Origin of the sequence: Stenotrophomonas sp. PFBMAA-4, from assembly GCF_030053215.1 — a bacterium.
Taxonomy (GTDB): Bacteria; Pseudomonadota; Gammaproteobacteria; order Xanthomonadales; family Xanthomonadaceae; genus Stenotrophomonas.
The window spans coordinates 93,280-116,309 of the sequence record NZ_JASGBW010000001.1; the positions used below are offsets into that span (position 1 = coordinate 93,280).

Here is a 23,030-nt window from a genome sequence, read left to right on the forward strand (position 1 = left end):
ACTACTTTAACAGGATGCGCGGAGCCGGATACTGGTCCCACTTTCCAGCGGAGCAGCATTCCATGCGTGTATTCCTGACCGGCGCCACCGGCTTCATTGGCCGCCGCGTATGCGAGCAGTTGCAGGCGGCAGGCCATGAGGTCATCGGCCTGACCCGCTCGGACGCGGGCGCGGAGGCCCTGCGCGCCGCAGGCGCCCACGTGCAGCGTGGCGAGCTGGGCGACCTGGCCAGCCTGCGCGCAGGCGCGGCGGCAGCCGATGCGGTGATCCACACCGCGTTCGACCACGATTTCAGCCGCTTCGCCGCCAACTGCGAGCAGGACGCGGCCGTGATCGGCGCACTGGGCGAGGTACTGAAGGGCTCGCCGCGCCCGCTGCTGATCACCTCCGGCGTCGGCATGGGGGAGGCCGCGCCCGGCCAGCCGGCGCTGGAGACCGTGTTCAATCCTGCCCATGGCAACCCGCGCATCGCCTCCGAACGCGCGGGCAACGCGCTGCTCGAGGCGGGCATCGACGTGCGGGTGATGCGCCTGCCGCAGGTGCACGATGCCTTCCGACAGGGCCTGATCAGCTACTTCATCGACATCGCGCGCAAGCAGGCGGTGGCCGCTTACGTGGGCGAGGGCGGCAATCGCTGGTCCGCGGCCCATGTGGATGATGTGGCCCGTGCCTACGTCCTGGCCCTGGAGCGCGGCCACGCCGGTGAGCGCTATCACGCCGTGGCCGAGGAGGGCGTCAGTGCCCGGCGCATCGCCGAGGTGGTGGGTGCGGGGCTGGGCGTGCCGGTGCGCAGCATCGCTGCAGATGACGCGGCCACGATGTTCGGCTGGTTTGGCCTGTTCGCCGGCATGGACCTGCCGGCATCGAGTGCACTGACCCGGCAGCGCCTTGGCTGGCAGCCGGTCGGCCCGACGCTGCTGCAGGATCTGCAGGACATGGATTACCGCGAGGGGCGCTGACGACGGATGAATGGCCCTGCACTGCGCCTGCATCTGCAGGCCCGGATACTGCGGGCCATCGATCCCCGCACGGGGTTGCCGGGGTTACCCTTCATGCCACGCCGGAAGACGCTGCGCATCGCCACCTTCAACGTCAACGGCATCGGTCCGCGCCTGCCGCATCTGCTGGCATGGCTGGACCGCGAAGCGCCCGATGTGGTGGCCCTGCAGGAGTTGAAAGCCACCGATGCTGCCTTCCCGGCAGCCGAGCTGGAGCAGGCGGGCTATGGCGCGATCTGGTGCGGCGAGCCGCGCTGGAACGGCGTTGCGCTGCTGGCGCGGGATGCGATGCCGATCGAAAGCCGTCGCCGGCTGCCGGGGGATCCCAAGGACAGCCAGAGCCGATATCTGGAAGCGGCCGTACACGGCGTTGTCGTTGGCGCGCTGTACCTGCCCAACGGCAACCCGCAACCTGGCCCGAAGTACGATTACAAGCTGCGCTGGATGCAGCGGCTGCTGCGCCATGCCCGCTCGCTGGTCGATCTGCCCCACCCGGCGTTGCTGATGGGCGACTTCAATGTCATCCCCACCGACCTGGACGTGTATGACCCCAAGGCCTGGAAGCGTGACGCGCTGTTCCAGCCCGACGTCCGCGAGGCATTCGAGCAGCTGCTCGCGCAGGGCTGGCGCGATGCACTGCGCGACGTGCACGGGGATTCAGTGATCTACACCTTCTGGGATTACTTCCGCCAGCACGCCGAGCGCGACCGCGGCCTGCGCATCGATCACCTGCTGCTCAACCCCGCATTGGCGCCGCGCCTGCAGGACGCAGGCGTCGACCGCTGGGTGCGGCTGCAGGAGAAAGCCAGCGATCACGCGCCGACGTGGCTCACCGTCAGCATCTGAATCCTTCATCGTGGCTGTAGGCGCTGGTCGTGAGGATGCACTGCCAAAGCATTCATCCATCGGACACGCCGGCAAGACAGCAATGTGATCGGGCAGCGCCTACGTTGCAGTTCTGTCCCTTGCGATTGACACGAAATGCTTGCTCCGGTGCTGCCTCCCCCATTGTCCAACCTTGCCCGGCAACGCCTGCTGCAGGTGCCTGATCTTCCACTTCCGGGCCACGGCCGCACACTGGAGCGCTGGCGGGCGCTGGCTGCTCTGGGCCATGAGGATCTGTGTCTGGCCAAGGTGCTTGAGGCGCATCACGATGCAGTGGCGATCCTGCATGAACTACGCGTGCCCGTCCCAGCAGAGCAACTGCTGGCGGTGTGGGCGGCTGAAGGCCCCGCCAGTACGCTGCGGGCCGAGCACACGGGACGCCTGCGCGGTGACAAGCCCTGGTGTTCTGGAAGCAATCTGGCCGACACCGCGTTGGTGACCGTGCGCGATGAGTCGGGTGTCCAGTTGTACAAGGTGGACGCGTCGCAGTGGCACTGCATGGAGAGCGAGCCGTGGCCGGCCGCCGGCATGGCCGGCGTACCCTCCACCACGGTGCGCTTCGACGACGCTGAGGCCGAAGCGGTCGGGCCCGTCAACGCTTACCTGGAACGTCCCGGCTTCTGGCACGGGGGGGCTGGCATCGCCGCGGTCTGGTTCGGTGCGGCGACCGCGCTGGCCGAGCGCATGCAGCACGCCTGCAGTGAAGGCCTGCGTGCACGCCTGCTGGGCAAGGCTGACCTCGCGCTGGCCCCGGCAGCGGCACTGCTGCGCGAACTGGCCCATGCCATCGATGCAGCGCCGCAGCTTACCCACCGGGTGCAGGTAGTGCGCGTGCGCAGCGTGGTCGAACGCGCCGCCACGCAGGTACTGGACCTGGCCGGCCGCGCGCTTGGCCCGGCGCCGATGTGCATGGAAGATGCCCATGCGCGCCGCTGGGCCGATCTGACCGTGTTCATGCGGCAGAGCCACGCCGACAAGGATTGGGAATGGCTGGGCGAACAGTGCGCCCGGCAGGTGATGCCATGGGCGCTGTAGCCACCATCCACGGGCAGGGCTCGGAGGAGCGCGCGTGGGAGAACTGCGACTGGCTCTGGCAGCAGCCCGAGACGCCTTTGGCCGAACTCGTTGCCGGGGCAGGGCGCATCGTGGTGGTCGCGCCGCATCCGGATGACGAGGTACTGGCCTGTGGCGGTTTGCTGTGTGCGGCGGCAGCCATTGGCGTGCCGGTGCAGGTGGTGGCGGTAACCGATGGCGAGGCATGCTATCCGGGCGAAGCCTGGTGGACACCGCAGCGCCTGCGCCAGGCACGCCGCGAGGAACTGCGCGACGCCCTTGGCGAGCTGGCCATCGATGCTGCGTCCATCGTCCACCTTGGCATTGCCGACGGCGGGGTCAGCAATCACGAAACGGGCCTGGAAGATTGGTTGTGGCAGACGCTGCGCGAGGACGACCTGGTGCTGGCACCGTGGCGCTTCGATGGCCACCCCGACCATGAAGCAGCGGGCCGTGCTGCCTGGCGTGCCGCGCGTTCGGCCGGATGCCAGCGCCTGGAGTATCCGGTGTGGGGCTGGCACTGGCTGGACCCCGGTTGCGCCCACATGGCCTGGGAATCGCCACGCCTGCTCGATATTTCCGCTGTCGCCGCGCGCAAGCGCGAGGCCATCGCCCAGTTCCGCACCCAGACCGGTGACGTGCCACGGCTGCAGGCCGAGCCCATCCTTCCGGCCCACGTGCTCACCCGCTTCTACCGTACCCACGAGGTTTACTTTGCATGAGCGCCCAGCCTTACTTTGACGAAATCCACGCCAATGACGATCCCTTCGGCTACCGCACCCGCTGGTACGAAGAGCGTAAGCGCGACCTGCTGATGGCCAGTCTTACCCAGCCCACCTTCCAACGCGGCTGGGAGCTGGGCTGCTCCAACGGGGTGCTCACAGAGCGCCTGGCCGGCCGCTGCGAGCGCCTGCTGGCCACCGACATCAGTCCGCGCGCCGCTTTCCAGGCGCGCCGCGGGCTGGCGCATCTACCGCATGTGCAGGTGCATTGCGCGCAGCATCCGCAGCAGTGGCCGGCCGGTCGATTCGATCTGATCGTATGTGGCGAGATGGGTTACTACCTCGGCCCAGATGCGCTGGTGGAACTGCGCGATGGGCTGCACGCCGCGATGAAGGACGACGGCCTGCTGGTAGCCTGCCATTGGCTGCCGTCGTTCCCGGGCCGGGCCACCCGCAGCGCGCTGGTGCATGAGCGATTGGGGCATGGCCTGCAGGAGGCGTTCTGCTATCGCGACAGCGATTTCATCCTGCAGGGCTGGACCCGAGCACCGCTTTCGCTGGCCAGCAACGAGGGGCTGAGATGATCGGCGTGCTGGTGCCGGCACACAACGAAGCCGAGCACCTTCCGGCGTGCCTGCGCTCGCTGGCCATTGCCGCAGCGCATCCCGGGTTGGCTGGCGAGCCGGTGCAGATCATCATTGCCCTGGATGCCTGTACTGATGGCAGCGCTGAGGTCTGTGCAGGGATGGCGGCGGAGATCCTCAGCCTGCAGGCACGCTGCGTGGGGGCGGCGCGCGCGGCCGCGGCGGGTGTGCTTATCGAGCGCGGCGCCACATGGCTGGCCAGCACCGATGCAGACAGCGAAGTCCCGGCCGATTGGCTGGTCGCCCAACGGGCTGCAGGGACCGATGTGTTCTGTGGCGTCGTCGATCTCGGTGAACTGGCGCCGCAGCAGGCGTGGTTGCGCAGCTGCTTCCAGCGCAGCGAGCGCTGGGGTGAGGGGCATGGTCGCGTGCACGGGGCCAACCTCGGGGTCTCGGCCTCTGCCTACCGGCGGGCGGGCGGATTCGCGGCGAAGCGATGCTCCGAAGATGTGGACCTGGTGCGCCGATTGGAGGCGGCTGGCGCGTCGATCCGTTGGGCCAGCGCGCCTGTGGTGACCACCAGTAGCCGGTTGTCAGGCCGCGCCGTCGGTGGCTTTGCCGATCATCTGGCAAGCCTGGCTGCCTTTGAGGCGTTGCCAACTCCTCAGCTGGCCTTGGCCAGCTGAGCAGTCCTTCAGCGCAGATCTAGTGGCCGTCCACCGCAAACGCGGCATGGATCAGCGCCAGATGACTCAAGCCCTGCGGTGTGTTGCCCAGACCCTGTCCAGTGAGCGGGTCCCACATTTCAGGCATCAGCCCGACATCGTTGCGCACCCGCCCCAGCAGTGAATGGAACAGGCGCTCGGCCTCGTCCCGCTCGTCCAGCAAGCCATACGCCTCCACCATCCAGAACGCGCAGCTGATGAAGGTGCCTTCGCAATCCTGCATGCCGCTGTAGCGCCACAACAGATCGCCGCTGGCATCGCACAGCTCGCGTCGCATGGCGTCACGGGTAGCGATGAAGCGCTCCCGCCGTACCTCGGCGAGGCCGAATCGCGAGGCCAGCATCAGGCTGGCATCCAGCCGGCCACTGCCGGCGTGCATCACGTATGCCTGCTTGCTCTCATCCCAGCAGTGCGTATCGATCCAGTCCAGGATGCGCTCTTTCTCGCGCTGCCAGCGTGGCAGACGCGCGCGGGTGATGTGGCCCTTTTCAGCGAGCTCGCAGGCGCGTCGAAGGGCCATCCAGCATTCCACCTTGGACATCGTGTAGTGCTGCAGCTCCTCCAGTTCCCAGAATCCGCAGTCCTTGCGCATCCATTGGTCGGCGCATTCGTCTGCCAGCTCGAACAGCAGGCGCGCGGTAGCGGGATCCAGTATGTGTCCGGCCTCGATCATCCGGCTGGCCATCTCCAGCACATCGCCGTAGACACAGGTCTGCAGCTGGTCGGTGGCGGTGTTGCCGACCCGCACCGGTTGGCTGCCCTGATAGCCCGGGATGTCGATGTAACGCTCCTGCTCCACACGCTCTCCGCGCAGGGTGTAGCACGGTGGAATGCCTGGACGGTGGCGGCCGATGGTGGTCATCAGCCAGCTGAAACCTGCCTTCGCGTCGGGCAGGGCGCCTACGCGCAGGAACGCCTTGATCACATAGGCGGCATCACGCACCCAGGCATATCGATAGTCCCAGTTCTTGTCGCCCCCCAGGCGTTCGGGCAGAGAGGCACTCACCGCTGCGGCGATCGCCCCGGTGGGAGCAAACCAGAGGAACTTCAGCGCCAGCGCCGAACACATGACCTCGCTGCGCTGGAGGCTCTCACAATGCAGATCGGCAACCCATTGCCGCCATTCACGGTCGGAACGGTCGATGCGGGTATCGATGTCCTGCAAGGGCGGTACCGGCAGCACTTCGTCCTGCGAGGCCAGCAGGGCAATGATCGCCCGCTCGCCCGGTGCAACCTGGATGCTGCCCCTCACCTCGCGGTCATCACACTGCTCGATGCGGGTCTGCTCGGGATAGCGCAGCATGGTCATCACCGGGCCAACATGGTGCACGCAGCCGTTGGGCGTGTCGCTCATCCAGGGCGTGCAGCTGCCGGCGCGGGTACCCGGAAGATAGTGCAGATCGAAGGTCACCTCTCCGTCGAGTCCTTCGATGCGGCGCGCCAGTTCTGACCACGGCAGGCGTCCGGCCGGCCCGCTGTTCAGCGATTCGGTCACCAGGGCACGGCCCGACACGGTGCGCACCTCGGTTTCCAGTACATTGCTGTCCGGCCGGTAGCGGCGGGAGACGTTCTCGATGTTGCGCGCCTGCAGCACGAAACGCCCGCCGTCAGCCGCATCCAGCAAGCGATCGAACAGGGGCGGCGCATCCAGGCAGGGTGCGCACCACCAGTCGATGCTGCCATCGGGCGCGATCAGTGCGGCAGACCGCCCGTCACCGATGGCCCCGTATGCGTTGATCGGCGCGTGACCTTGAGGGTCACGCGCGATGCTCACTCCTTCCACTACGTCCTGGGTCACGGCAGCAGCATGCCGCCAGTGGCGCCAATCACCTCACCGGTGATGTAACTCGATTCCTGGGTGGCCAGCAGAACGTAGGCGGATGCCATCTCCACCGGCTGGCCCGCGCGCTTCAACGGGGTCTGCGAACCGAAATCGGGGATCGCCTCCGGCGGCTGGCCACCTGCGGGCTGCAGCGGCGTCCAGATCGGGCCCGGCGCAACCGCATTGACGCGGATGCCGCGCTCGGCCACCTGCTGCGCCAGCGATTTGGTGAAGTTGACGATGGCGGCCTTGGTGGGCGCGTAGTCGAGCAGGTTCGGCGAGGGCTGGTAGGCCTGGATGGAAGCGGTGTTGATGATCGTCGCGCCGGCCGGTAGATGGGGCAGGGCGGCCTTGCACACCCAGAACAGCGCGTGCACGTTGGTGCGGAATGTCGCCTCGAACTGCTCGGTGTCCAGATCCTCGATTTTTTCCACGGCCAGCTGCTTGCCAGCGATGTTCGCCAGCACATCCAGTCCGCCCAGCCCGTCCACGGCCTGCTTCACCAGGTCCCGGCAGAACGCCTCGTCCTGCAGATCGCCGGGCAGGGCAATGGCCTTGCGGCCTTCCGCTTCGATCAGGGCGACGACTTCCGCCGCGTCCTTCTCTTCCTCGGGCAGATAGTTGAGCGCGACATCCGCACCTTCCCGCGCGAAGGCGATGGCCAGCGCGCGGCCGATCCCGGAGTCAGCGCCGGTGATCAGCGCTTTGCGCCCTTTCATCCGCCCCAGGCCGACGTAGCTCTTCTCGCCGTGATCTGCCTTGGGATTCAATTCGTGCACCGTACCCGGTGGCGTCTGCACCTGGGCCGGGTAGGTCGGTTGCGGGAATTGGGTGAGGGGGTTCTGCATGTCGTACTGGTTGCGGGTCATGGGGTTTCCTTGGGGGAGGTAGATAACGGGTTACAGGGTGACGGCGCCACCGGAGATGGTGAGCAGCGCGCCCGACGTATAGCTGGCACTGTCCGCGGCCAGCATCACGTAGGCGGACGCAAGTTCGGCGGGCTGGCCGGGGCGACCGAACGGGGTCTGGCTGCCGAAATTTTCGACCTTGTCCGCGGCCATGCCGGCGGGAATGAATGGCGTCCAGATCGGGCCCGGCAGGACCGCGTTGACCCGGATGCCTTTTTCGGCCAGCAGGCCCGCCAGGCCGATGGTGAGATTGGCGACCGCACCCTTGGTGGTGGAGTACGGCAGGATGTTAGGCGTCGGTTTTTTCGAATTCACCGACGCGGTATTGATGACCGAGCCGCCGTCCTTCAGGTGCGGAACGCTGAGTCGGGTCAGGTTGAACAGCGCATGGACATTGGTATCGAACGTCTTGCGCCAGTCGTCCATGGTGATTTCGTCAAACGACTCGTAGTAGCGTTGGTATGCGGCGTTGTTGACCAGGATGTCCAAGCCGCCCAGTTCGTGCACCACGCGCTGGATCAGCTGCTCGGCCTGCGCCTCGTCGCTGATATCGCAGGGGACCAGAACCGCCTTCTGGCCGGCCTCCTGGATGAGCTTGCCGATGGCGGCAGCATCGTCCTTTTCGCTTTCCAGGAAGGCGATCGCCACGTCCGCACCTTCGCGTGCATAGGCGATGGCCACGGCTGCGCCTATGCCGCTGTCGCCACCGGTGATGAGTGCCTTCTTGCCCTCAAGCTGGCGGTGACCCTTGTAGCTCGTTTCTCCGTGGTCCGGCTTCGGGTCGAGTTTGCTGGTCTTGCCAGGGAAGGACTGCTGCTGCGCCTTGAACGGCGGCTTCGGGTACTTGGGCACTGGCATGCGTGCGTCCTCTGTGGGGGAAGGGAGCTCCCAGTCTGGGCACCCCGCAGTAAACGCCGTGGCCCAGCAGTGTCGGCGTGGCGTGCACGGCGTGGGTCATAGCGGGTGCGCGATGGTGGTCATGATGCTGTTCGCGGCCTGGCGCGAATCCAGGCGCGTGTGCTGCACCACCACGGGCACGTCAGACTCGATGACGCAGGAGAAGCCAACGCCCAGCGGCACCGGGGCTGGTTCCTGCAGGTCGTTGAAGCGTTTGTGGCAGGTGCGCTGGGCAGGAACGGTGAAGGTGTAGGGCCCCTGCGGCGCTCGATCTTCGAAGTACAGCATCAGGCTGATACGGGCATCGGTGCTGCCGGCATTGAGGATGCAGCACGTGTCGTGACTCTGCAGCTCGGGCTCAGGCCCGTTGCTCCAACCGGGAATGTAGCCCTCGGCAATGGCCCAGCGCGTGCGCCCGAGGGCGCCGGGGTTTTCCTGCGTCATGGTTTCTCTCCGTAAGGGGCCACCAGAGTGGTCGAGGCGCCCGCGCCGAAGGCGTGCACGTCAAGTGTCCACGGCATCAACATGAAGCGTTCAGTGGCGTGCACCGTTACGCGTTGGCCGTCCTGCGGCGCTTGCCTATCATGCATCGCTGGTTCCACTGCACCTGACTGCTGCCCTTCATGCCTTCCAATGCGCAGGCCGCGCGACGTTCCGCCCGCGCCGCCGGGTATGTGTTTCCCGAGCATCTGCGCGAGCAGGCGCAGGCGCTCCCCGCACAACCCGGCGTCTATACGTTCCATGGCCGCGAGGGTGGCCTGCCGCTCTACATCGGCAAAAGCATCAACCTGCGCACGCGGGTGATGGACCATCTGCGGACGGCTGAGGAGGCTGCGATGCTGCGCCAGTCAGAGCGCATCAGTCATCTGCCGATGGCGGGCGATCTGGGCGCGCAGCTGCTGGAGGCGGCGATGGTGAAAGAACAGCGCCCGCTGTACAACCGGCTGCTGCGGCGGTTGCCGCGTCAGTTCAGCCTGCGTCTGTACCGGGGCGAGATCAGCGTGGTGAACTCGTCAGACGTGGATCTGACGTCCACGCCGATGTTGTACGGCATCTATTCGAGTGCCCGCGCCGCGCGTGAGTCAATGCGCCGCGTGGCGGATGAGAATCGGCTCTGCTATTCGCTGCTGGGCCTGGAGCGGCTTCCCTCTGGACGCCCGTGCTTCCGCTCGATGCTGCGCCAGTGTGCCGGTGCCTGCTGCGGCGGCGAGACCCTTGCCGAGCATCAGCAGCGGCTGGCCGATGCGCTCATGCTGCTGGAGATTGCCGAATGGCCCTACGCCGGCCCCGTGGCCATCGAGGAGCGCGGCGAAGCGATGCGGCAGTTCCACGTCGTTGATGGGTGGTTCTATCACGGCAGCGCGAAGACCCTGGCCGCTGCCCGGCGCGTGCGTCGGACTGATCCGCTGTTCGACCGCGACGCGTACCGCATCCTTCGCAAGGGGCTGTCGTTGGGCCAATGGGCCCTGCACCCGCTATAGCAGGTCGCGTAGACAGAGTCACGCAGCGTGGACGACCTGTTCTGTATCCCTCCGGGCAGGCCATGCAGGGAGAAGACCGTGACCGATCTGTTCGAGCTGGGCATGCCGTGGTTTGAGTTCGTACTACGGGCCACCGCCGTTTACGTGGTGGTGCTGCTGTTGACGCGGCTCAGTGGCAAACGATCGATCGGGCAGTCCGCACCGTTCGATATGCTGGTGATCGTCCTGCTGGGTACGGCGGTGCAGAACTCGCTGATCGGTGAGGACACCTCGCTGCTTGGCGGACTCATCCTTGCCGCCACGTTGCTGGGTCTGAACTGGCTGGTCGGTTTCGTGACCGCGCGCAATCGTCGGCTGCACCGTTGGGTGGAGGGCGCGCCGGTCGTGCTGGTGCGTAACGGCAAGGTGTTCTGGGAGCAGTTGCGCCGTTGCAATGTGGCGCCGGAGGACCTGGACGTGGCCATGCGCAAGGCAGGCTGCGATGGCCATCACCAGATCGAACTGGCCATGCTGGAAACCTCGGGAGAGATCACCGTGGATGCCGAAGGCCGCTGAAGCTGCAACAGTGGAATCCACGCCCCGCACACGGCAAGGTCACCGCCGGCACAGCCGTGCCCATGCAACCCTGCAGTCCCCAACGGCAGGAGAACGACGATGCAGGCGCTGACCTATCACGGCCGCAAGGACGTCCGCGTTGAGACCGTACCCGATCCGGCACTCGCGGCCGAGGACGACCTCATCCTGCGCGTCACCGCCACTGCCATCTGTGGCTCCGACCTGCATCTGTACCGGGGCAGGATTCCCGATCTGCACACCGGCGATGTACTTGGCCATGAGTTCATGGGCATCGTGGAAGAGGTTGGCAGAGGCGTGACCCAGGTGCGTCCTGGTGACCGTGTGGTCATCCCGTTCGTGATTGCCTGTGGTGAATGCTTCCACTGCCAGCTGGCGGAGTATGCCGCGTGCGAGACCACCAACCCCGGCAAAGGCGCGGCGCTCAATGCGAAGGGATTGATGCCGCCTGCCGCGTTGTTTGGATACAGCCACCTGTATGGCGGGGTCGCTGGCGGCCAGGCGGAATTCGTGCGGGTGCCCAAGGCCAATGTCGGCCCCCTGCGGATTCCGGATGGCGTGGCCGATGAGCAGGTGCTGTTCCTGTCCGATATCCTGCCGACCGGCTATCAGGCCGCGCTCAACGCAGGGGTGAAGGCGGGCTCGACGGTAGCGATCTTCGGTGCAGGCCCGGTTGGCTTGATGAGTGCCGCCTGTTGCCGCCTCCTGGGTGCGGAAACCATCTTCATGGTGGACCATCTGCCGTATCGGCTGGACTTCGCGCAACGCACCTATGGTGTCACGCCGATCGATTTCGGCAAGGTGGACGATCCGGCGGATTACATCGTCAGCCAGACCAGCGGCCGGGGCGTGGATGCCTGCATCGAGGCGGTCGGGTTCGAGGCGGAGGGCAGTTCGGTTGAGACTGCATTGACCGCAGTGAAGCTTGAAGGCAGCAGCGGCGTGGCGATCCGCCAGTGCATTGCTGCCGCTCGCCGCGGCGGCATCGTCAGTATTCCTGGTGTGTATGCCGGCTTCATACACGGCTTCCTGCTCGGGGACGCATTCGACAAGGGCCTGACCTTCAAGATGGGGCAGACCCATGTGCAGGGCCTCATGCCCGAGCTGCTGACCGCCATCCTGGAGGGCAAGCTGGACCCCGGCAACATCATTTCGCACCGGATGAGCTTGGCCGAAGCCGCGCAGGGCTATGCCATGTTCGATGCGAAGGACGATGACTGCCGGAAGATCGTGCTGACCCCGTGACAAGCGACCCAGCGAGCGGTACGCCGCTGACCCCTGACAGGCGCTACATCGTGGTGCGCGGGCGGCTCTGGCGCGCGACCAACCCGAATCTCACCGCCATCGAACGTGCGCGGTGGGTGGCGGCGCTCATGGACGCGCGGCGCGCGGTGCAGGCCGCGATGAGGAGCGGAGAAGCGGCGGCGCTGCGGAATGCACGCCGTGCGGTGGATGCGGCTAAACGAGGTCTCGGCGAGCGTGGCCCGGTGTGGTGGACAGATGGTGGCAAGGACTACAACCGCTACCTGGTAAAGAATACGCCGTACGCGAGCTGGTTCGACGGTCTTTGAAGGGGAGGGAGGCAGCTCAGTCTTTCGACCCTCGACGACCTCCCGTCGGATCGACCTCAGGTCGCTCGTAGTCGTCGGGATGTGCCGTCTTGTTCTGTTCCGGCATGTCCTTGCCTTTCTTCCAGCTCTGGTCGGTACGGACCTTGTCCGGCGTATGCGCCTTGTCCTGGTCGCTGGCGTCGCCCGTGGGGTTGAACGGTAGCTTGCTCATCGGAGGAATTCCTTGCGGTGGGGGCAGTTTCAGCGCTGTAACGGTTGTCTGCCACGGCTCTGGGCCAGCGTCTGGTTCACTGCTTCCTGAAGTTGCGGGATGTGGAACGGCTTGGCGACGAAGCGTGCTTTCTGGTGTCGGGCTGGCACGACCTGATCGTAGACGGCGGAGGCGAACAGGAAGGGCACGCCCAGCTCCGCCAGCCGGTCAGCGACCGGGAACACCACGCCGTCGCCGAGCTCGATATCAAGGATGGCGGCATCGAACTGCTCGTTGCGCAGCAGGCTGAGTGCCTCGAATACGCTTTCAGCGTGCGTGATGGTGTTCCCCTCGTTGGACAGCGCATCCTCAACCAGTTCAGCCAGATCCAGCTGATCCTCTACCAATAACAGGCAGTGCTCCTGCGTCTGTTCATTTCCATACTTCTGCATACGCAGGTCGTGCTCGTATTGTCATGTTGCCCCTATGTTCCGCTTCCGGGCATCAAGCCAGCGGCTGGCTGCCGTGTGCGCGGCGCGAAGGTCGCATGACCCGATGGATGCGGGTCGCAGTCGGCGGGCGGACGTGAACCGCCCTGGTAGATGCCCACCTTGGTGGGCCGTAGGGCCAGGGCGCCAGTCAAGGTTGGCACCTACCGAAGCGCGTCCAGCCACCGGGAGCCGCCTTGGTAGATGCCCACCTTGGTGGGCCGTAGGGCCAGGGGCCAACCAAGGTTGGCATCTACCGGAGCCATCGCGGGCGATCACGCTGTGTTGGTTTTCTGCGCGCCACACTGGACCACCCCCTTCACAGGATCCAGCATGAGCCAGGTATTCATCGTCGGCGCAGCCGGCAAGGTCGGCCGTTCCCTTGTCGAGCAGGCCAGCGCACGTGGCCATCGCGTACTGGCCCTGCATCGCGGTCAGGACCAGGCCGCCGAACTCACCGCCCTCGGCGCCGGCCCGGTGCAGGGCGATCTGCTGCAGCTGGATGTCGCCGCGCTGGCGGCGCTGATGAAAGGCTGCGACGTGGTGGTGTTCTCGGCCGGTGCCGGTGGCAAGGGCGGCGCGTCGATGACCGACGCCATCGATGGGCGCGGACTGGAACTGGCCGTGGCCGCGGCACAGGCCGCGGCCGTGCCGCGCTTCCTGCTGGTGTCGGCCTTCCCGGAAGCTGGTCGTGGCAAGCACCTGTCGGATACGTTCGAGAACTACATGGTGGTGAAGAAGCGTGCCGACGTGCACCTGGCCGAAAGCCCGCTGGACTGGGTGATCCTGCGCCCGGGCACGCTCACCGACGAACCGGGCACGGGCCGGGTGCGTGCCGGCCTCGCCATTCCCTACGGCAACATCGCCCGCGCCGACGTCGCTGCCACGCTATTGGCATTGATCGAACACCCGCAGCTGCGCCGCTGCATCATCGAACTCACCGAGGGCGAAACCCCGGTGTTCGATGCACTGCAGGCGCTGTCGCCGGCATGAGGGCTTGACCACGACAACGCGCTGACGCAGCATCGGGCGCATGGTCCTCCGCGCCGCCGCCGTCACTACCACCACGACTGCCCCTGGCAGGTCGTGAGGTCGTTACGTGACGTGATGTAGCGCCGCCCCTCAGGACCCCGCCAGTCATGGACGGGGTCTTCTGTTTCTCCGTCCGTGCCCACCCCACAGGAGAAACACCATGAGCCCATCCCGAATCCCCCGCCGCGGCCTGCTGGTCATCGACATGCAGCACGGCCTGTTCAACGGCGCGCATCGCCCTTACCGCGCTGACGAAGTCCTGGTCAACATCAATGCGCTGATCGACCGCGCACATGCCGCCGATGCCCCGGTGTTTGCCGCACGCCACGTCGGCCCCGCAGGCTCGCCGCTTGCCAGCGACAGCCCGCTGTCGCAGCTGCTGGCTGGCCTCGCCATCGATCCGGCGCGCGACACCGTGTTCGAGAAGACGCGGCCCAGCTGCTTCTTCGAGACCGGCCTGGTCGAGCGACTGGCCGCGGCCGGCGTCGAAGAACTGGTCATCGTCGGCATGAAGACCGACTACTGCGTGGATACCACCTGCCGCGCCGCGCGCGACCTCGGCGTTGCGGCCGTGCTGGTGGCCGACGCGCACACCACCACCGATTCGGCCGTGCTTGAGGCGCAGACCATCGTCGAGCATCACAACGCCACGCTGCGCGGGGCGTTTGTCAGCCTCGTCGCCAGCGCAGACTGCACGTTCGCGGCAGGGTAAGCTCCAGTCAACGAAGTCAGCCAGGAGGGCAGATGGGACCGATGACCCAGACACGGACACTCCGCAACAGCCTTGTGCTGATGCTGCTGTCCGCAGTGGCAGGCTGCAGCACAACGGGGGGCGGTGATCGCCATCCTGCGCCGCAGCTGCGGGCGGTAACGCTGACGCCTGAAGCGTCGACGGTCTGGTTGACCGCTGCTTCCATCGGCACCATCGAGCCCATCGGCTCGTGCGTCTACTTCGTTACTGGATCGGGTCAGCGCCTTCTGGCGCTGTGGCCGGACGGCTTCGAGCTGGAAAGAAAGGACGGCGTGGCCGTGGGCGTGCGCTACACCCGAACCGGCAAGGGTGTGGCCTTCGGCACGACGCATACTTTTGGCAGCGGCGCACTGTCCGCATTGCCGGGCAGCCTGGCCGACCCCCTGCCTGCAGACTGCAGCGGGCCGGCCACGATGCTCTGGTTCGACTGAGACCTGCGCAGCCTCAGCGCTGCTCGTCCTTGCGCGCGCTCAGTTCACGGTCGGCGCGCAGGAACACCGCGCTGGTGCTTTCCTCGCCGGTACCGCCGGCGGCGCCCAGCAGCAGCGGCCGGGCCAGCCGCGAGGAGGCATCGTCGGCCACTGCCTGCAGCGCCGCCAGGGTGTCGCTGGCCTGGTCGCTGCCCAGCACCGCGATGAATTCGCCGCTGCCGGTGACCCGGTTGATGCTGTCGCCGCGCGTGGCGTCCAGGCACTGTTCCAGCGCCACATCCAGCTGCTGCAGCTGGCGCTCCAGGCTGCGCTCGCCCATCTGCTCGGCCAGGGCCGCCAGGTCCTGCAGCTCGAGGATCACCACGGTGCAGGCGGTGCCGGTGGTGGCGTGCGCGACTTCCACCAGCGGGCTCTGCTCGAGGATGGTCGCCACTTCCTGCTCGCGCTCGCGGCTGCGCGCTTCCATCAGGGTCATGGTCAGCCGGGCCAGGGCCTGCAGGGCGTCACGCTGCTCGGCGCTGAGCGAACGCGGCGTCAGGTCCACCACGCAGACGCTGCCCACCGCCGCGCCCTCGCGGGTGACCAGCGGCATGCCCGCATAGAAGCGCGCGCCCATCTCGTTCAATACCGGGTTGTCGACGAAGCGGCTGTCCTGCTTCAGGTCGCCCACTTCCAGCAACTGATCGGGCTGGCGGATCGCGTGGTCGCAGACCGCCACGTCGCGGTCGGTTTCGCTGCCCTCCACGCCGATGCGCGCCTTGAACCATTGGCGGTCACGATCGATCAGCGTCACCAGCGCCATCGGCGTGCCGCAGACGGCGGCGGCCACCTTCACGATGTCATCGTAGGCCGGCTCGGGCAGGCTGCCGACCACGTGCAGCGCATCCAGCGCGTGCTGGCGTTCGGTTTCAGTGAATGCGGCAGAAGAATGATCCGTCATGGTGATCCTGGGCAGTCAAAGGACGTGGTCCATGCTAGAACAGGCCGGCGTCCAATGGATGAACCACCCCCGCAGCGGCCCGGGTTTCGGGCAGAATCGCCGGCATGGACCGGCCGGAAGCGTGATGCGTCACGCCGCAGGGCCTTCGCACTGCCCACTCATGGAACGAGGACACGCCATGGTTGTTCGCCCCTTGCTGCTGTCGGGTTGGCTGCTGGCTGCAGCGTTGCCTGCGGCTGCACAGCAGATCCGCTCGGCCACCGGGCCTGCGCCCAGGCCGCTGCCCGCGGCCCCCCGGCCGGCGCACAACTCGATGGCCAAGAGCACGACGCCGTTCAACTGCGACCAGTACGCCTGGCCGAACCACCCGCATCCCGGCATGAAGTCGTACTGCGCCAGCGTTGAAGCCGGCACACTGCAGAATGAAGCGCGCCAGGCCGGTCGTCCCGGTCCGTCCGCCGAGGTGGGCGTGCTGCCTGCGCTCGGTTCGGCCGAGGCCAAGCGCACCGGCACGGCCTGCATTGGCGGGCAGGCCTTCCGCCGGCTGGCCAACGGGTGGGAACAGATCGCAGCCCCTGCCGGCGGCTGGCTGCGCTGCCGCGAGCGCTAGCCGCTCTTTGCCGCGGGCGGCGGCAGCGACAGCGACTGCAGGTCCACGCCGCTGCGCAGGATCTGCAGCGCCCCCAGCGCCAACGCATGCATGCCCTGGGCGAACTCGCGGTCGACCTCACTGGCGTCGCGGGCGCGCGTTCCTGCGGGCACGGCGTCCTTGCCCGCGCCGGCATACAGCGTGTCGGCCACGGCGATGCAATGGAACGCCACGGTCGACATCAACCAGCGTGCCTGCTCCACCGGCAGGGCATACGCCGCTGCAACCTCGCTCTGGTGCCCGGCGATGCGCGCACTCATCGTGGGTGACGCCACCGAGCGCCGCAGCAGGTAAGGGGTCAGCCCGGGGTGTGCGATCACCAGATCGCGCAGCGAAGCGATGAAGTCGATCAGGTAGTCCGGCAGCGCCTGCCCATCGCCCCGCTCGACAGGTGGCATCTGCCAGCGCTCGAAGATGGCTTCGGCCACCGCGACTTTCAGCGCCTCCAGGCTGGCGATGTGGTTGTAGAGCGTCATGTGGGTCACCCCGAGTGCCCCTGCAAGCCCGACGAAGGTCAGGTCGCGCAGCCCCATGGCCATGCCGGCCTCGACGATGCGTGCATGGCTGAGCTTCTTCGGGCGTCCGCGCGTCGGTGCCTGTTCGCTGTCTTTCATCGGCGGCTTGACCATTTATTTTATAGTAATGATAATTAATTGCACCACGCAGCGCACCACCTGCGCGCGGCGTGATCGTAGCAACTGCGCCTCACCGCTCCCAGCCAGGCATCGGCCCAGCCAGCAACCCCGCCTGCACCCGTCCATCCGGAATCTGCCGGACCCATGACCAGGGCGCAGGCCTCGTCATACCCAGGTACACCCATGACGTCCGATGTCCGTTGCCATGCTCCCTTGTCCTGCCTGCGCGCAGGCCGAGCCACCCCGCTGCTGCTTGCGCTGGGCGGCGTTCTCATCCTTCCCGCGCCTTCGGCGCTTGCCCAGGCCATCGCCGCCGCCACCGACCGCGCGCCGCAGGTGTCCACCCTCGATTCGGTGAACGTGCACGAGCGCCGCACCGTCACCGACCCCTATGCCGGCGGGCAAGTGGCGTCGGGCGGGCGCGTGGGCCTGCTCGGCAACCGTGATTTCATGGATACGCCGTTCAACACCATCAGCTATACCGAGGCCTACATCGCCGATCGGCAGGCACGTGACATCACCTCGGTCATCGCGGCGGCAGATCCGACGGTGTTCACCAACAATGCCTCCGGCGCGTGGAGCGAGAACTACGCCATCCGCGGGTTTGCTTCCAGCACCACCGACATGACCGTGGACGGCCTGTTCGGCATGGCGCCGTTCTATCGCACGTCGCCGGAAATGTTCGAGCGGATCGACGTGCTGAAGGGACCGTCGGCGCTGCTCAACGGCATGCCGCCGGGCGGTTCGGTAGGCGGCACCATCAACCTGGTTCCCAAGCGTGCGGCCGATGCGCCGCTGACCCGGCTGAGCGTGGACCATGGCTCCGACGCGCAGTTCGGCGGCCATGTGGATGTCGGCCGCCGCTTCGGCAACCGCAATCAGTGGGGCGTGCGCGTCAACGCCGTGCACCGCGAGGGCGAGGGCGCCATCCGCCACCAGGACAAGGCCTACCAGCTGGGCTCGCTGGCCCTGGACTGGCGCGGCGAGCGCAGCCGCGCATCGCTGGACCTCTACAGTGCCGAGGATCTCATCCATGGCCCAACCCGCGGCGTCAGCCTGGATGTCGGCGTGGCGGTACCGAAGCCGCCGCGCGCCGATGTGCTCATCAACCCCGAATGGGGCAGGGTGGAGAGCCGTGACAAGGGCGCGATCCTGCGCGGTGAAGTCGACTTCAACGATCACCTGATGGGCTATGCGGCCTTCGGTGCCAGCGAGACGAACTACCGTTACAACGGTGCCATCAGTGCGTTGGTGCTCAACAACGCCGGTGATTTCCGCACGACCGTGGCCCAGCTGGCCTTCCACACCCGCAAGCAGTCGGCTGATGTGGGCGTGCGTGGCAGCTTCCAGACCGGTCCAGTCAGCCACCAGCTGGCCGCCAATGCGACCGCCTACCAGCACAAACAGGACGACTACGGCCGCCGCAGCGTGCCCGAGGCCAGCTGGGTGACCAACCTCTACGCACCCACCTGGAACGAAGCGCCGACGTTCATCACTCCCCACATCATGCATACCGAGGTGAAGCTGCGCAGCGTGGGCGTGGCCGATACCCTGGGGTTTGCCGACGATCGCGTGCAGGTCACGCTGGGCGTGCGCCGCCAGCAGGTGCAGAGTGATGCGTTCGACATCAACACCGGTGCACTGTCTTCGCGCTACAAGCAGAGCGCCACTACCCCGGCCGCCGCGGTGCTGTTCAAGCTGGGCGGCAAGGTATCGCTGTATGCCAACAGCATCGAGGGCCTCAGCCAGGGTGCGACTGCGCCGACCACGGCCGCCAATGCCGGCGAAGTGTTCCCGCCGTTCAAGACACGGCAGAAAGAACTTGGCCTGAAGCTCGATGCGGGCCGCTTCGCACATTCCTTCAGCCTGTTCGAGATCAAGCGGCCCAATGGCTACACCGATCCGGTCTCGAACATCTATTCGTTCGGCGGCGAACAGCGCAACCGCGGCGCGGACTGGAGCTTCTTCGGTTCACCGCTGGACGGCGTACGCCTGATGGGCGGCGTGGCCTACGTGCAGCCCAAGCTCACGCGCACCCAGAGTGGCATCAACGAAGGCAAGCTGGCCACCGGGCTGCCGAAGGTGCAGGGCAAGATCACCGCCGAATGGGATCTGCCGATGCTGGAAGGCCTCAGCCTCAATGTGGGCATCACCTCCATGTCCCGGCAGTTCATCAGTGCCGACAACACGCAGTGGGTGGCCGGGCACACCGTGTACGACCTGGGGGCGCGCTACGCGACCCGTCTCTCCGGCCGCCCGCTGACCCTGCGCGGCACGGTCAACAACCTGACCAACACGGCCTACTGGGGCCAGCCCTTGCTGTCCAGCCTGGCGCTGGGTGCACCGCGGACCTTCACGCTGTCGGCCACCGTCGATTTCTGATGGGAGGGAGCGCAGGCTTCAGAGCCTGCCTTCGGCCACGTAACGCGCGGCGCTCTGGTCGACCAGCGCCTGCAGTTGCTGCAGCAACGCGTCGTCCCAGCGCTCGAAGTTGAAGCAGGATTTGCCCTGCATGTGTTGCTTCAGTGCGGGGCTGATGCCTGCCAGCAGCTCGGGAAAGTCGTAGACGGGCATCAGGTGGAAGGCGTGCCTGCGCCCGGACACCTTCACTGCAGCGAAGAACTGCGCCTTGCCGTTGGCGCCCGGCCTGCGGCAATTGGCGTAGAAATGCTGGTCTGTATCGTGGACGACGAGCAGGCCGTCGCCATGGCGCAGCAGCATCTGCCGCAGGGCGCCGAAGAGGTCGGGCGGGACCGTGCCGGTGGCCGCCGTGGGTGTCGCCTGGGTGCGCGTCATGGGAACCTCCCGGCCTGGGACTCTGCAGGTTGCCGTTGCGCGCACCGTAGCATGGGGGAGGGATGCGATCCGGACAGGCCTGCCGGATCGCCCCTTCATCGGGTTCAGGCCTTGGCCACAGCCTGGATCAGCACTGCAGCCGCTTCGGCCGACGAGCCCGGGTTCTGGCCGGTGACCAGCAGGCCATCGCGCAGCACATACGAGCCCCAGTCCGGGCCCTTGCTGTAGTCACCGCCCAGCTCCTTCAGCATGTCCTCCACCAGGAAGGGCACGACGTTGGTCAGGCCGACGGCGTCCTCTTCGGTGTTGGCGAAGCCGGTGACCTGCTTGCCGGCGACCAGCGGCGTGCCATCGGGTGCCTTGACCTGGCGCAGCACGCCCGGCGCATGGCAGACCAGGCCGACCGGCTTGCCACTGGCAACGAACGCTTCGATCAGCGCGATGGAATGGGTGTCGTTGGCCAGATCCCACAGCGGACCGTGGCCGCCCGGGTAGAACACCGTGTCGAAGTCGGCGGCATTGACGCTGTCCAGGCGGACGGTGGCGGCCAGCTGCGCCTTGGTGGCGGCGTCGGCTTCAAAGCGATGGGTCAGCTCGGTCTGGAACGCCGGCTCGTTGCTCTTCGGGTCCAGCGGCGGCTGGCCACCCTTGGGCGAGGCCAGCACGATCTCCGCACCCGCATCCTTGAAGGCGTAGTAGGGCGCGGCCAGTTCTTCCAGCCAGAACCCGGTCTTGTGCCCGGTATCACCCAGCTGGTCGTGCGAGGTCAGAACGATGAGGACTTTCATGGTGGTGCTCCTGTTGGGAGAGTGGTGAAGTAGACCGGTCGTCTAGCGCCCGGCCGCAAAAAAACACTTCGGGGGAAGTGTGGCGCACGCACCCCTCGCTCAGCGTGAGGGATGCAGGATCTGTCGGGTGGCACGCTGCGCGTTGTCGAAGGGCTGCGGCCCGCGCACGATCTTGACCATGATGCTGGCACCCAGCCACAGCTGGTAGAGGCTCTGCGCCAGCGCGAACGCATCGCCGCTGCAGGCCAGCGAGCCATCGGCCTGGCCGTCCTCGATCGCCCGTGCCAGCCGCTCGATGATGCCGGCGGTGCCGCTGCGCAGCGCCGCACGCATCGCCGGCGACAGGTCCGCAACTTCCGCACCCAGCTTCACCGCAAGGCACTTGCCCTGGCAGTCCTCGAAGGACTGGCTGGCCATCCACGCAGCGAAGTAGCTGTCCAGCTGCTGGGCCCTGGTCTCGCCGCCGTCGCGGAAGATCTGGTCCATTTCGGCCAGGTACTCGTCGAAGTAGTCCTGCAGCAGGGCTTCGCCGAAGGCTTCCTTGGAGCCGAAGTAGTGGTAGAACGAGCCCTTGGGCACGCCGGCGGCGGTCAGCACCTCGTTCAGGCCGACCGCCGAGAAGCCCTTGCCGCCCATGGTGCGGCGGCCGCTGGCCAGGATCTTCCGGCGGACGTCGGTGCCTGCGGTGTCGGTGGCGGAGTTCATGGGAGCGACGATACGCGCGATTAGACCGGTCGTCTAGTGAGTTGTGCGGTACGCGCATTTTCCGTTCAGCATCGCCAGACCCTACTTTCGCGGCATGGCCCGGGTACCAATGCCGGTGCTAGGTTCCAGCAACGCAGGCAGCCGCTACGGAACACGATGACCTTCGCTGGAAGTGCGCCCCATGACACGCCGCACCGGGTGATCTTCGCTGGCATCTGCGCACTCGTCCTCACCGTGGGCCTCGCCCGTTTCGCCTACACGCCCATGCTGCCGATCATGAAGGCGCAGGCGGGGCTGGGGTATGTCGCCGCAGGTTGGCTTGCCGCCATCAACTACGCCGGCTACATGTCCGGCACCGTGCTGGCCGCGATGGCCGGCGATCTGCGCCGGCGCTACGTGCTCTATCGCATCGGCTTGGTGGTGGCGGTGGCCAGTACCGCGGCCATGGGCCTGACCAGCAACCCCGTGGCCTGGGGCGTGCTGCGCTTCCTGTCGGGCCTGTCCAGCGTGGCCGGGCTGTTGCTGGCCTCGGGTCTGGTGCTGAACTGGCTGCTGCAGCACGGGCGCCGCCCGGACCTGGGCCTGCACTTCACCGGCATGGGGCTGGGCATCGTGGTGTCCGGTGCGGCGGTGGTCCTGACCTTGCCGGCACTGTCCTGGTCCGGGCAGTGGATCGCGCTCGGCGTGCTCGGTCTGCTGTTCTTCGTGCCCGCCTGGTTGTGGATGCCCGCTCCGGTACCTGCATCGCCCACCGCCGCTGCAGAGGCCGCGCCACCGCCCTCGACGTCGCGCAACTGGATGCGCCTGCTCAATGCAGCCTATGTGTGTGCGGGCTTCGGGTTCGTCATCGGCGCCACCTTCATCGTTGCCATCCTCGAACGATTGCCCCTGCTGCAGGGCAGGGGCGGCTGGGTCTGGGTCATCGTCGGCGTGGCTGCATTGCCGTCCACCTTCATCTGGGACCGCGTCGCCCGCCGCTTCGGCGCAACCCGGGCGCTGCTTCTGGCCTATGTGCTGCAGGGCGCGGGCATGCTGCTGCCTGCCGTATCCTCCAGCGCGCCGGTCAACCTGCTGTCGGCGGCCCTGTTTGGCGCTACGTTCGTGGGCATCGTCAGCCTCACCCTGGCCCTGGTTGGCCGCCATGTGCCATCCAACCCCTCCAGGGCGATGGCGCGCATCACGCTTGGGTATGGCGTGGCACAGATCATCGGGCCGATCATCGCCGGGTACATGGCCAGGGCAACGGGCAGCTACCAGGGCGCACTGCTGGCGACGGCGGTGTTGATGGGCTGCGGCGCACTGCTGCTGTATGCGGCGGATCTGCAGGATCGCGGGAGGAGTTGAGGCCCCAGGCACCTTGCGGAAGGCACGGATACGTTGCCGGCGACAACGATACATTTCGCCAG

General features: G+C 66.9%; 27 protein-coding genes. 16 read left to right on the forward strand and 11 right to left on the reverse strand.

Going from position 1 to position 23,030, the window contains the following annotated elements:
- Nucleotides 1-62: 62 nt before the first annotated feature.
- From QMZ26_RS00430 to QMZ26_RS00455, 6 genes are all read left to right on the forward strand, one after another.
- On the forward strand, nucleotides 63-959 hold the full coding sequence (locus QMZ26_RS00430; protein ID WP_283220216.1) for an SDR family oxidoreductase: 897 nt from the start codon (nucleotides 63-65) through the stop codon (nucleotides 957-959).
- 93 nt (nucleotides 960-1,052) lie between these two features.
- Entirely contained in the window at nucleotides 1,053-1,844 is a 792-nt protein-coding gene (gene xth, locus QMZ26_RS00435; protein ID WP_283220217.1) for an exodeoxyribonuclease III, read from the forward strand.
- Nucleotides 1,845-2,006: 162 nt separating this feature from the next.
- Nucleotides 2,007-2,918 carry an acyl-CoA dehydrogenase gene (locus QMZ26_RS00440; RefSeq protein WP_283220218.1) on the forward strand — a complete coding sequence of 304 codons (912 nt, stop codon included), beginning with the start codon at nucleotides 2,007-2,009 and terminating at the stop codon, nucleotides 2,916-2,918.
- Nucleotides 2,906-3,658, forward strand: coding sequence for a PIG-L family deacetylase (locus QMZ26_RS00445; protein ID WP_283220219.1), 753 nt, complete (start codon nucleotides 2,906-2,908; stop codon nucleotides 3,656-3,658). The genes QMZ26_RS00440 and QMZ26_RS00445 overlap by 13 nt, the downstream gene beginning before the upstream one ends.
- Nucleotides 3,655-4,242 (forward strand): SAM-dependent methyltransferase, encoded by a 588-nt coding sequence (locus QMZ26_RS00450; RefSeq protein ID WP_200731693.1) that lies wholly within the window; start codon nucleotides 3,655-3,657, stop codon nucleotides 4,240-4,242. Before QMZ26_RS00445 ends, QMZ26_RS00450 begins: the two co-directional genes overlap by 4 nt.
- Nucleotides 4,239-4,928 (forward strand): glycosyltransferase, encoded by a 690-nt coding sequence (locus QMZ26_RS00455; protein WP_283220220.1) that lies wholly within the window; start codon nucleotides 4,239-4,241, stop codon nucleotides 4,926-4,928. Before QMZ26_RS00450 ends, QMZ26_RS00455 begins: the two co-directional genes overlap by 4 nt.
- A gap of 19 nt (nucleotides 4,929-4,947) precedes the next feature.
- On the opposite strand, the gene QMZ26_RS00460 is transcribed toward QMZ26_RS00455, so the two are convergent.
- The 4 genes from QMZ26_RS00460 to QMZ26_RS00475 all read right to left on the reverse strand — a co-directional run bounded on the left by QMZ26_RS00460 (nucleotide 4,948) and on the right by QMZ26_RS00475 (nucleotide 9,038).
- Entirely contained in the window at nucleotides 4,948-6,750 is a 1,803-nt protein-coding gene (locus QMZ26_RS00460) for a glycoside hydrolase family 15 protein (protein ID WP_283220310.1), read from the reverse strand.
- Between the two features lie 11 nt (nucleotides 6,751-6,761).
- Complete coding sequence (locus QMZ26_RS00465) at nucleotides 6,762-7,658, reverse strand: SDR family oxidoreductase (protein WP_283220221.1); 897 nt, start codon at nucleotides 7,656-7,658, stop codon at nucleotides 6,762-6,764.
- A gap of 30 nt (nucleotides 7,659-7,688) precedes the next feature.
- On the reverse strand, nucleotides 7,689-8,555 hold the full coding sequence (locus tag QMZ26_RS00470; RefSeq protein WP_283220222.1) for an SDR family oxidoreductase: 867 nt from the start codon (nucleotides 8,553-8,555) through the stop codon (nucleotides 7,689-7,691).
- Between the two features lie 96 nt (nucleotides 8,556-8,651).
- Complete coding sequence (locus tag QMZ26_RS00475) at nucleotides 8,652-9,038, reverse strand: sensory rhodopsin transducer (RefSeq protein ID WP_200731689.1); 387 nt, start codon at nucleotides 9,036-9,038, stop codon at nucleotides 8,652-8,654.
- Between the two features lie 179 nt (nucleotides 9,039-9,217).
- Between QMZ26_RS00475 and cho the strand changes: the two genes are divergently transcribed.
- The 4 genes from cho (at nucleotide 9,218) to QMZ26_RS00495 (ending at nucleotide 12,219) form a co-directional block, all read left to right on the forward strand.
- A complete protein-coding gene (cho, locus tag QMZ26_RS00480; RefSeq protein ID WP_283220223.1) occupies nucleotides 9,218-10,075 on the forward strand; it encodes an excinuclease Cho in 858 nt (285 codons plus the stop codon).
- A gap of 78 nt (nucleotides 10,076-10,153) precedes the next feature.
- Nucleotides 10,154-10,630 (forward strand): YetF domain-containing protein, encoded by a 477-nt coding sequence (locus QMZ26_RS00485; protein ID WP_108768928.1) that lies wholly within the window; start codon nucleotides 10,154-10,156, stop codon nucleotides 10,628-10,630.
- Between the two features lie 99 nt (nucleotides 10,631-10,729).
- Nucleotides 10,730-11,893 carry a zinc-dependent alcohol dehydrogenase gene (locus QMZ26_RS00490; RefSeq protein WP_283220224.1) on the forward strand — a complete coding sequence of 388 codons (1,164 nt, stop codon included), beginning with the start codon at nucleotides 10,730-10,732 and terminating at the stop codon, nucleotides 11,891-11,893.
- On the forward strand, nucleotides 11,890-12,219 hold the full coding sequence (locus QMZ26_RS00495; protein ID WP_200731686.1) for a hypothetical protein: 330 nt from the start codon (nucleotides 11,890-11,892) through the stop codon (nucleotides 12,217-12,219). The genes QMZ26_RS00490 and QMZ26_RS00495 overlap by 4 nt, the downstream gene beginning before the upstream one ends.
- A gap of 16 nt (nucleotides 12,220-12,235) precedes the next feature.
- Here QMZ26_RS00495 and QMZ26_RS00500 read toward each other — a convergent pair whose 3' ends face one another.
- Nucleotides 12,236-12,430 (reverse strand): hypothetical protein, encoded by a 195-nt coding sequence (locus tag QMZ26_RS00500; RefSeq protein WP_283220225.1) that lies wholly within the window; start codon nucleotides 12,428-12,430, stop codon nucleotides 12,236-12,238.
- A gap of 29 nt (nucleotides 12,431-12,459) precedes the next feature.
- Nucleotides 12,460-12,861, reverse strand: coding sequence for a response regulator (locus QMZ26_RS00505; RefSeq protein ID WP_079221964.1), 402 nt, complete (start codon nucleotides 12,859-12,861; stop codon nucleotides 12,460-12,462).
- Between the two features lie 369 nt (nucleotides 12,862-13,230).
- Between QMZ26_RS00505 and QMZ26_RS00510 the strand changes: the two genes are divergently transcribed.
- The 3 genes from QMZ26_RS00510 (at nucleotide 13,231) to QMZ26_RS00520 (ending at nucleotide 15,111) form a co-directional block, all read left to right on the forward strand.
- Nucleotides 13,231-13,890: an NAD(P)H-binding protein gene (locus QMZ26_RS00510; protein ID WP_079221963.1), complete on the forward strand. Its 660-nt coding sequence runs from the start codon at nucleotides 13,231-13,233 to the stop codon at nucleotides 13,888-13,890.
- Between the two features lie 199 nt (nucleotides 13,891-14,089).
- The gene (locus QMZ26_RS00515; RefSeq protein ID WP_079221962.1) at nucleotides 14,090-14,641 is read left to right on the forward strand and encodes a cysteine hydrolase family protein; all 552 of its coding nucleotides are present in this window, start codon (nucleotides 14,090-14,092) and stop codon (nucleotides 14,639-14,641) included.
- Nucleotides 14,642-14,673: 32 nt separating this feature from the next.
- Nucleotides 14,674-15,111: a hypothetical protein gene (locus QMZ26_RS00520; RefSeq protein ID WP_159095353.1), complete on the forward strand. Its 438-nt coding sequence runs from the start codon at nucleotides 14,674-14,676 to the stop codon at nucleotides 15,109-15,111.
- Nucleotides 15,112-15,124: 13 nt separating this feature from the next.
- Here the strand turns inward: QMZ26_RS00520 and QMZ26_RS00525 are convergent, their stop codons facing one another.
- Nucleotides 15,125-16,051: a GAF domain-containing protein gene (locus QMZ26_RS00525; RefSeq protein ID WP_283220226.1), complete on the reverse strand. Its 927-nt coding sequence runs from the start codon at nucleotides 16,049-16,051 to the stop codon at nucleotides 15,125-15,127.
- A 178-nt stretch (nucleotides 16,052-16,229) separates the two neighbouring features.
- On the opposite strand from QMZ26_RS00525, the gene QMZ26_RS00530 reads away from it, so the two are divergent.
- Entirely contained in the window at nucleotides 16,230-16,661 is a 432-nt protein-coding gene (locus QMZ26_RS00530; protein ID WP_283220227.1) for a hypothetical protein, read from the forward strand.
- Here the strand turns inward: QMZ26_RS00530 and QMZ26_RS00535 are convergent.
- Entirely contained in the window at nucleotides 16,658-17,314 is a 657-nt protein-coding gene (locus tag QMZ26_RS00535) for a TetR/AcrR family transcriptional regulator (RefSeq protein WP_108747831.1), read from the reverse strand. The genes QMZ26_RS00530 and QMZ26_RS00535 overlap by 4 nt on opposite strands.
- A 204-nt stretch (nucleotides 17,315-17,518) precedes the next feature.
- On the opposite strand from QMZ26_RS00535, the gene QMZ26_RS00540 reads away from it, so the two are divergent.
- On the forward strand, nucleotides 17,519-19,717 hold the full coding sequence (locus QMZ26_RS00540) for a TonB-dependent siderophore receptor (RefSeq protein ID WP_283220228.1): 2,199 nt from the start codon (nucleotides 17,519-17,521) through the stop codon (nucleotides 19,715-19,717).
- Between the two features lie 18 nt (nucleotides 19,718-19,735).
- Here the strand turns inward: QMZ26_RS00540 and QMZ26_RS00545 are convergent, their stop codons facing one another.
- The 3 genes from QMZ26_RS00545 to QMZ26_RS00555 all read right to left on the reverse strand — a co-directional run bounded on the left by QMZ26_RS00545 (nucleotide 19,736) and on the right by QMZ26_RS00555 (nucleotide 21,624).
- Nucleotides 19,736-20,131, reverse strand: a complete 396-nt coding sequence (locus tag QMZ26_RS00545) for a hypothetical protein (protein WP_283220229.1) — start codon at nucleotides 20,129-20,131, stop codon at nucleotides 19,736-19,738.
- A 104-nt stretch (nucleotides 20,132-20,235) separates the two neighbouring features.
- Nucleotides 20,236-20,919 carry a type 1 glutamine amidotransferase domain-containing protein gene (locus QMZ26_RS00550; RefSeq protein ID WP_283220230.1) on the reverse strand — a complete coding sequence of 228 codons (684 nt, stop codon included), beginning with the start codon at nucleotides 20,917-20,919 and terminating at the stop codon, nucleotides 20,236-20,238.
- Between the two features lie 99 nt (nucleotides 20,920-21,018).
- Nucleotides 21,019-21,624, reverse strand: coding sequence for a TetR/AcrR family transcriptional regulator (locus QMZ26_RS00555; protein WP_283220231.1), 606 nt, complete (start codon nucleotides 21,622-21,624; stop codon nucleotides 21,019-21,021).
- A 156-nt stretch (nucleotides 21,625-21,780) separates the two neighbouring features.
- Between QMZ26_RS00555 and QMZ26_RS00560 the strand changes: the two genes are divergently transcribed.
- Entirely contained in the window at nucleotides 21,781-22,968 is a 1,188-nt protein-coding gene (locus tag QMZ26_RS00560; protein ID WP_283220232.1) for a YbfB/YjiJ family MFS transporter, read from the forward strand.
- The last annotated feature ends 62 nt before the right edge of the window (nucleotides 22,969-23,030 follow it).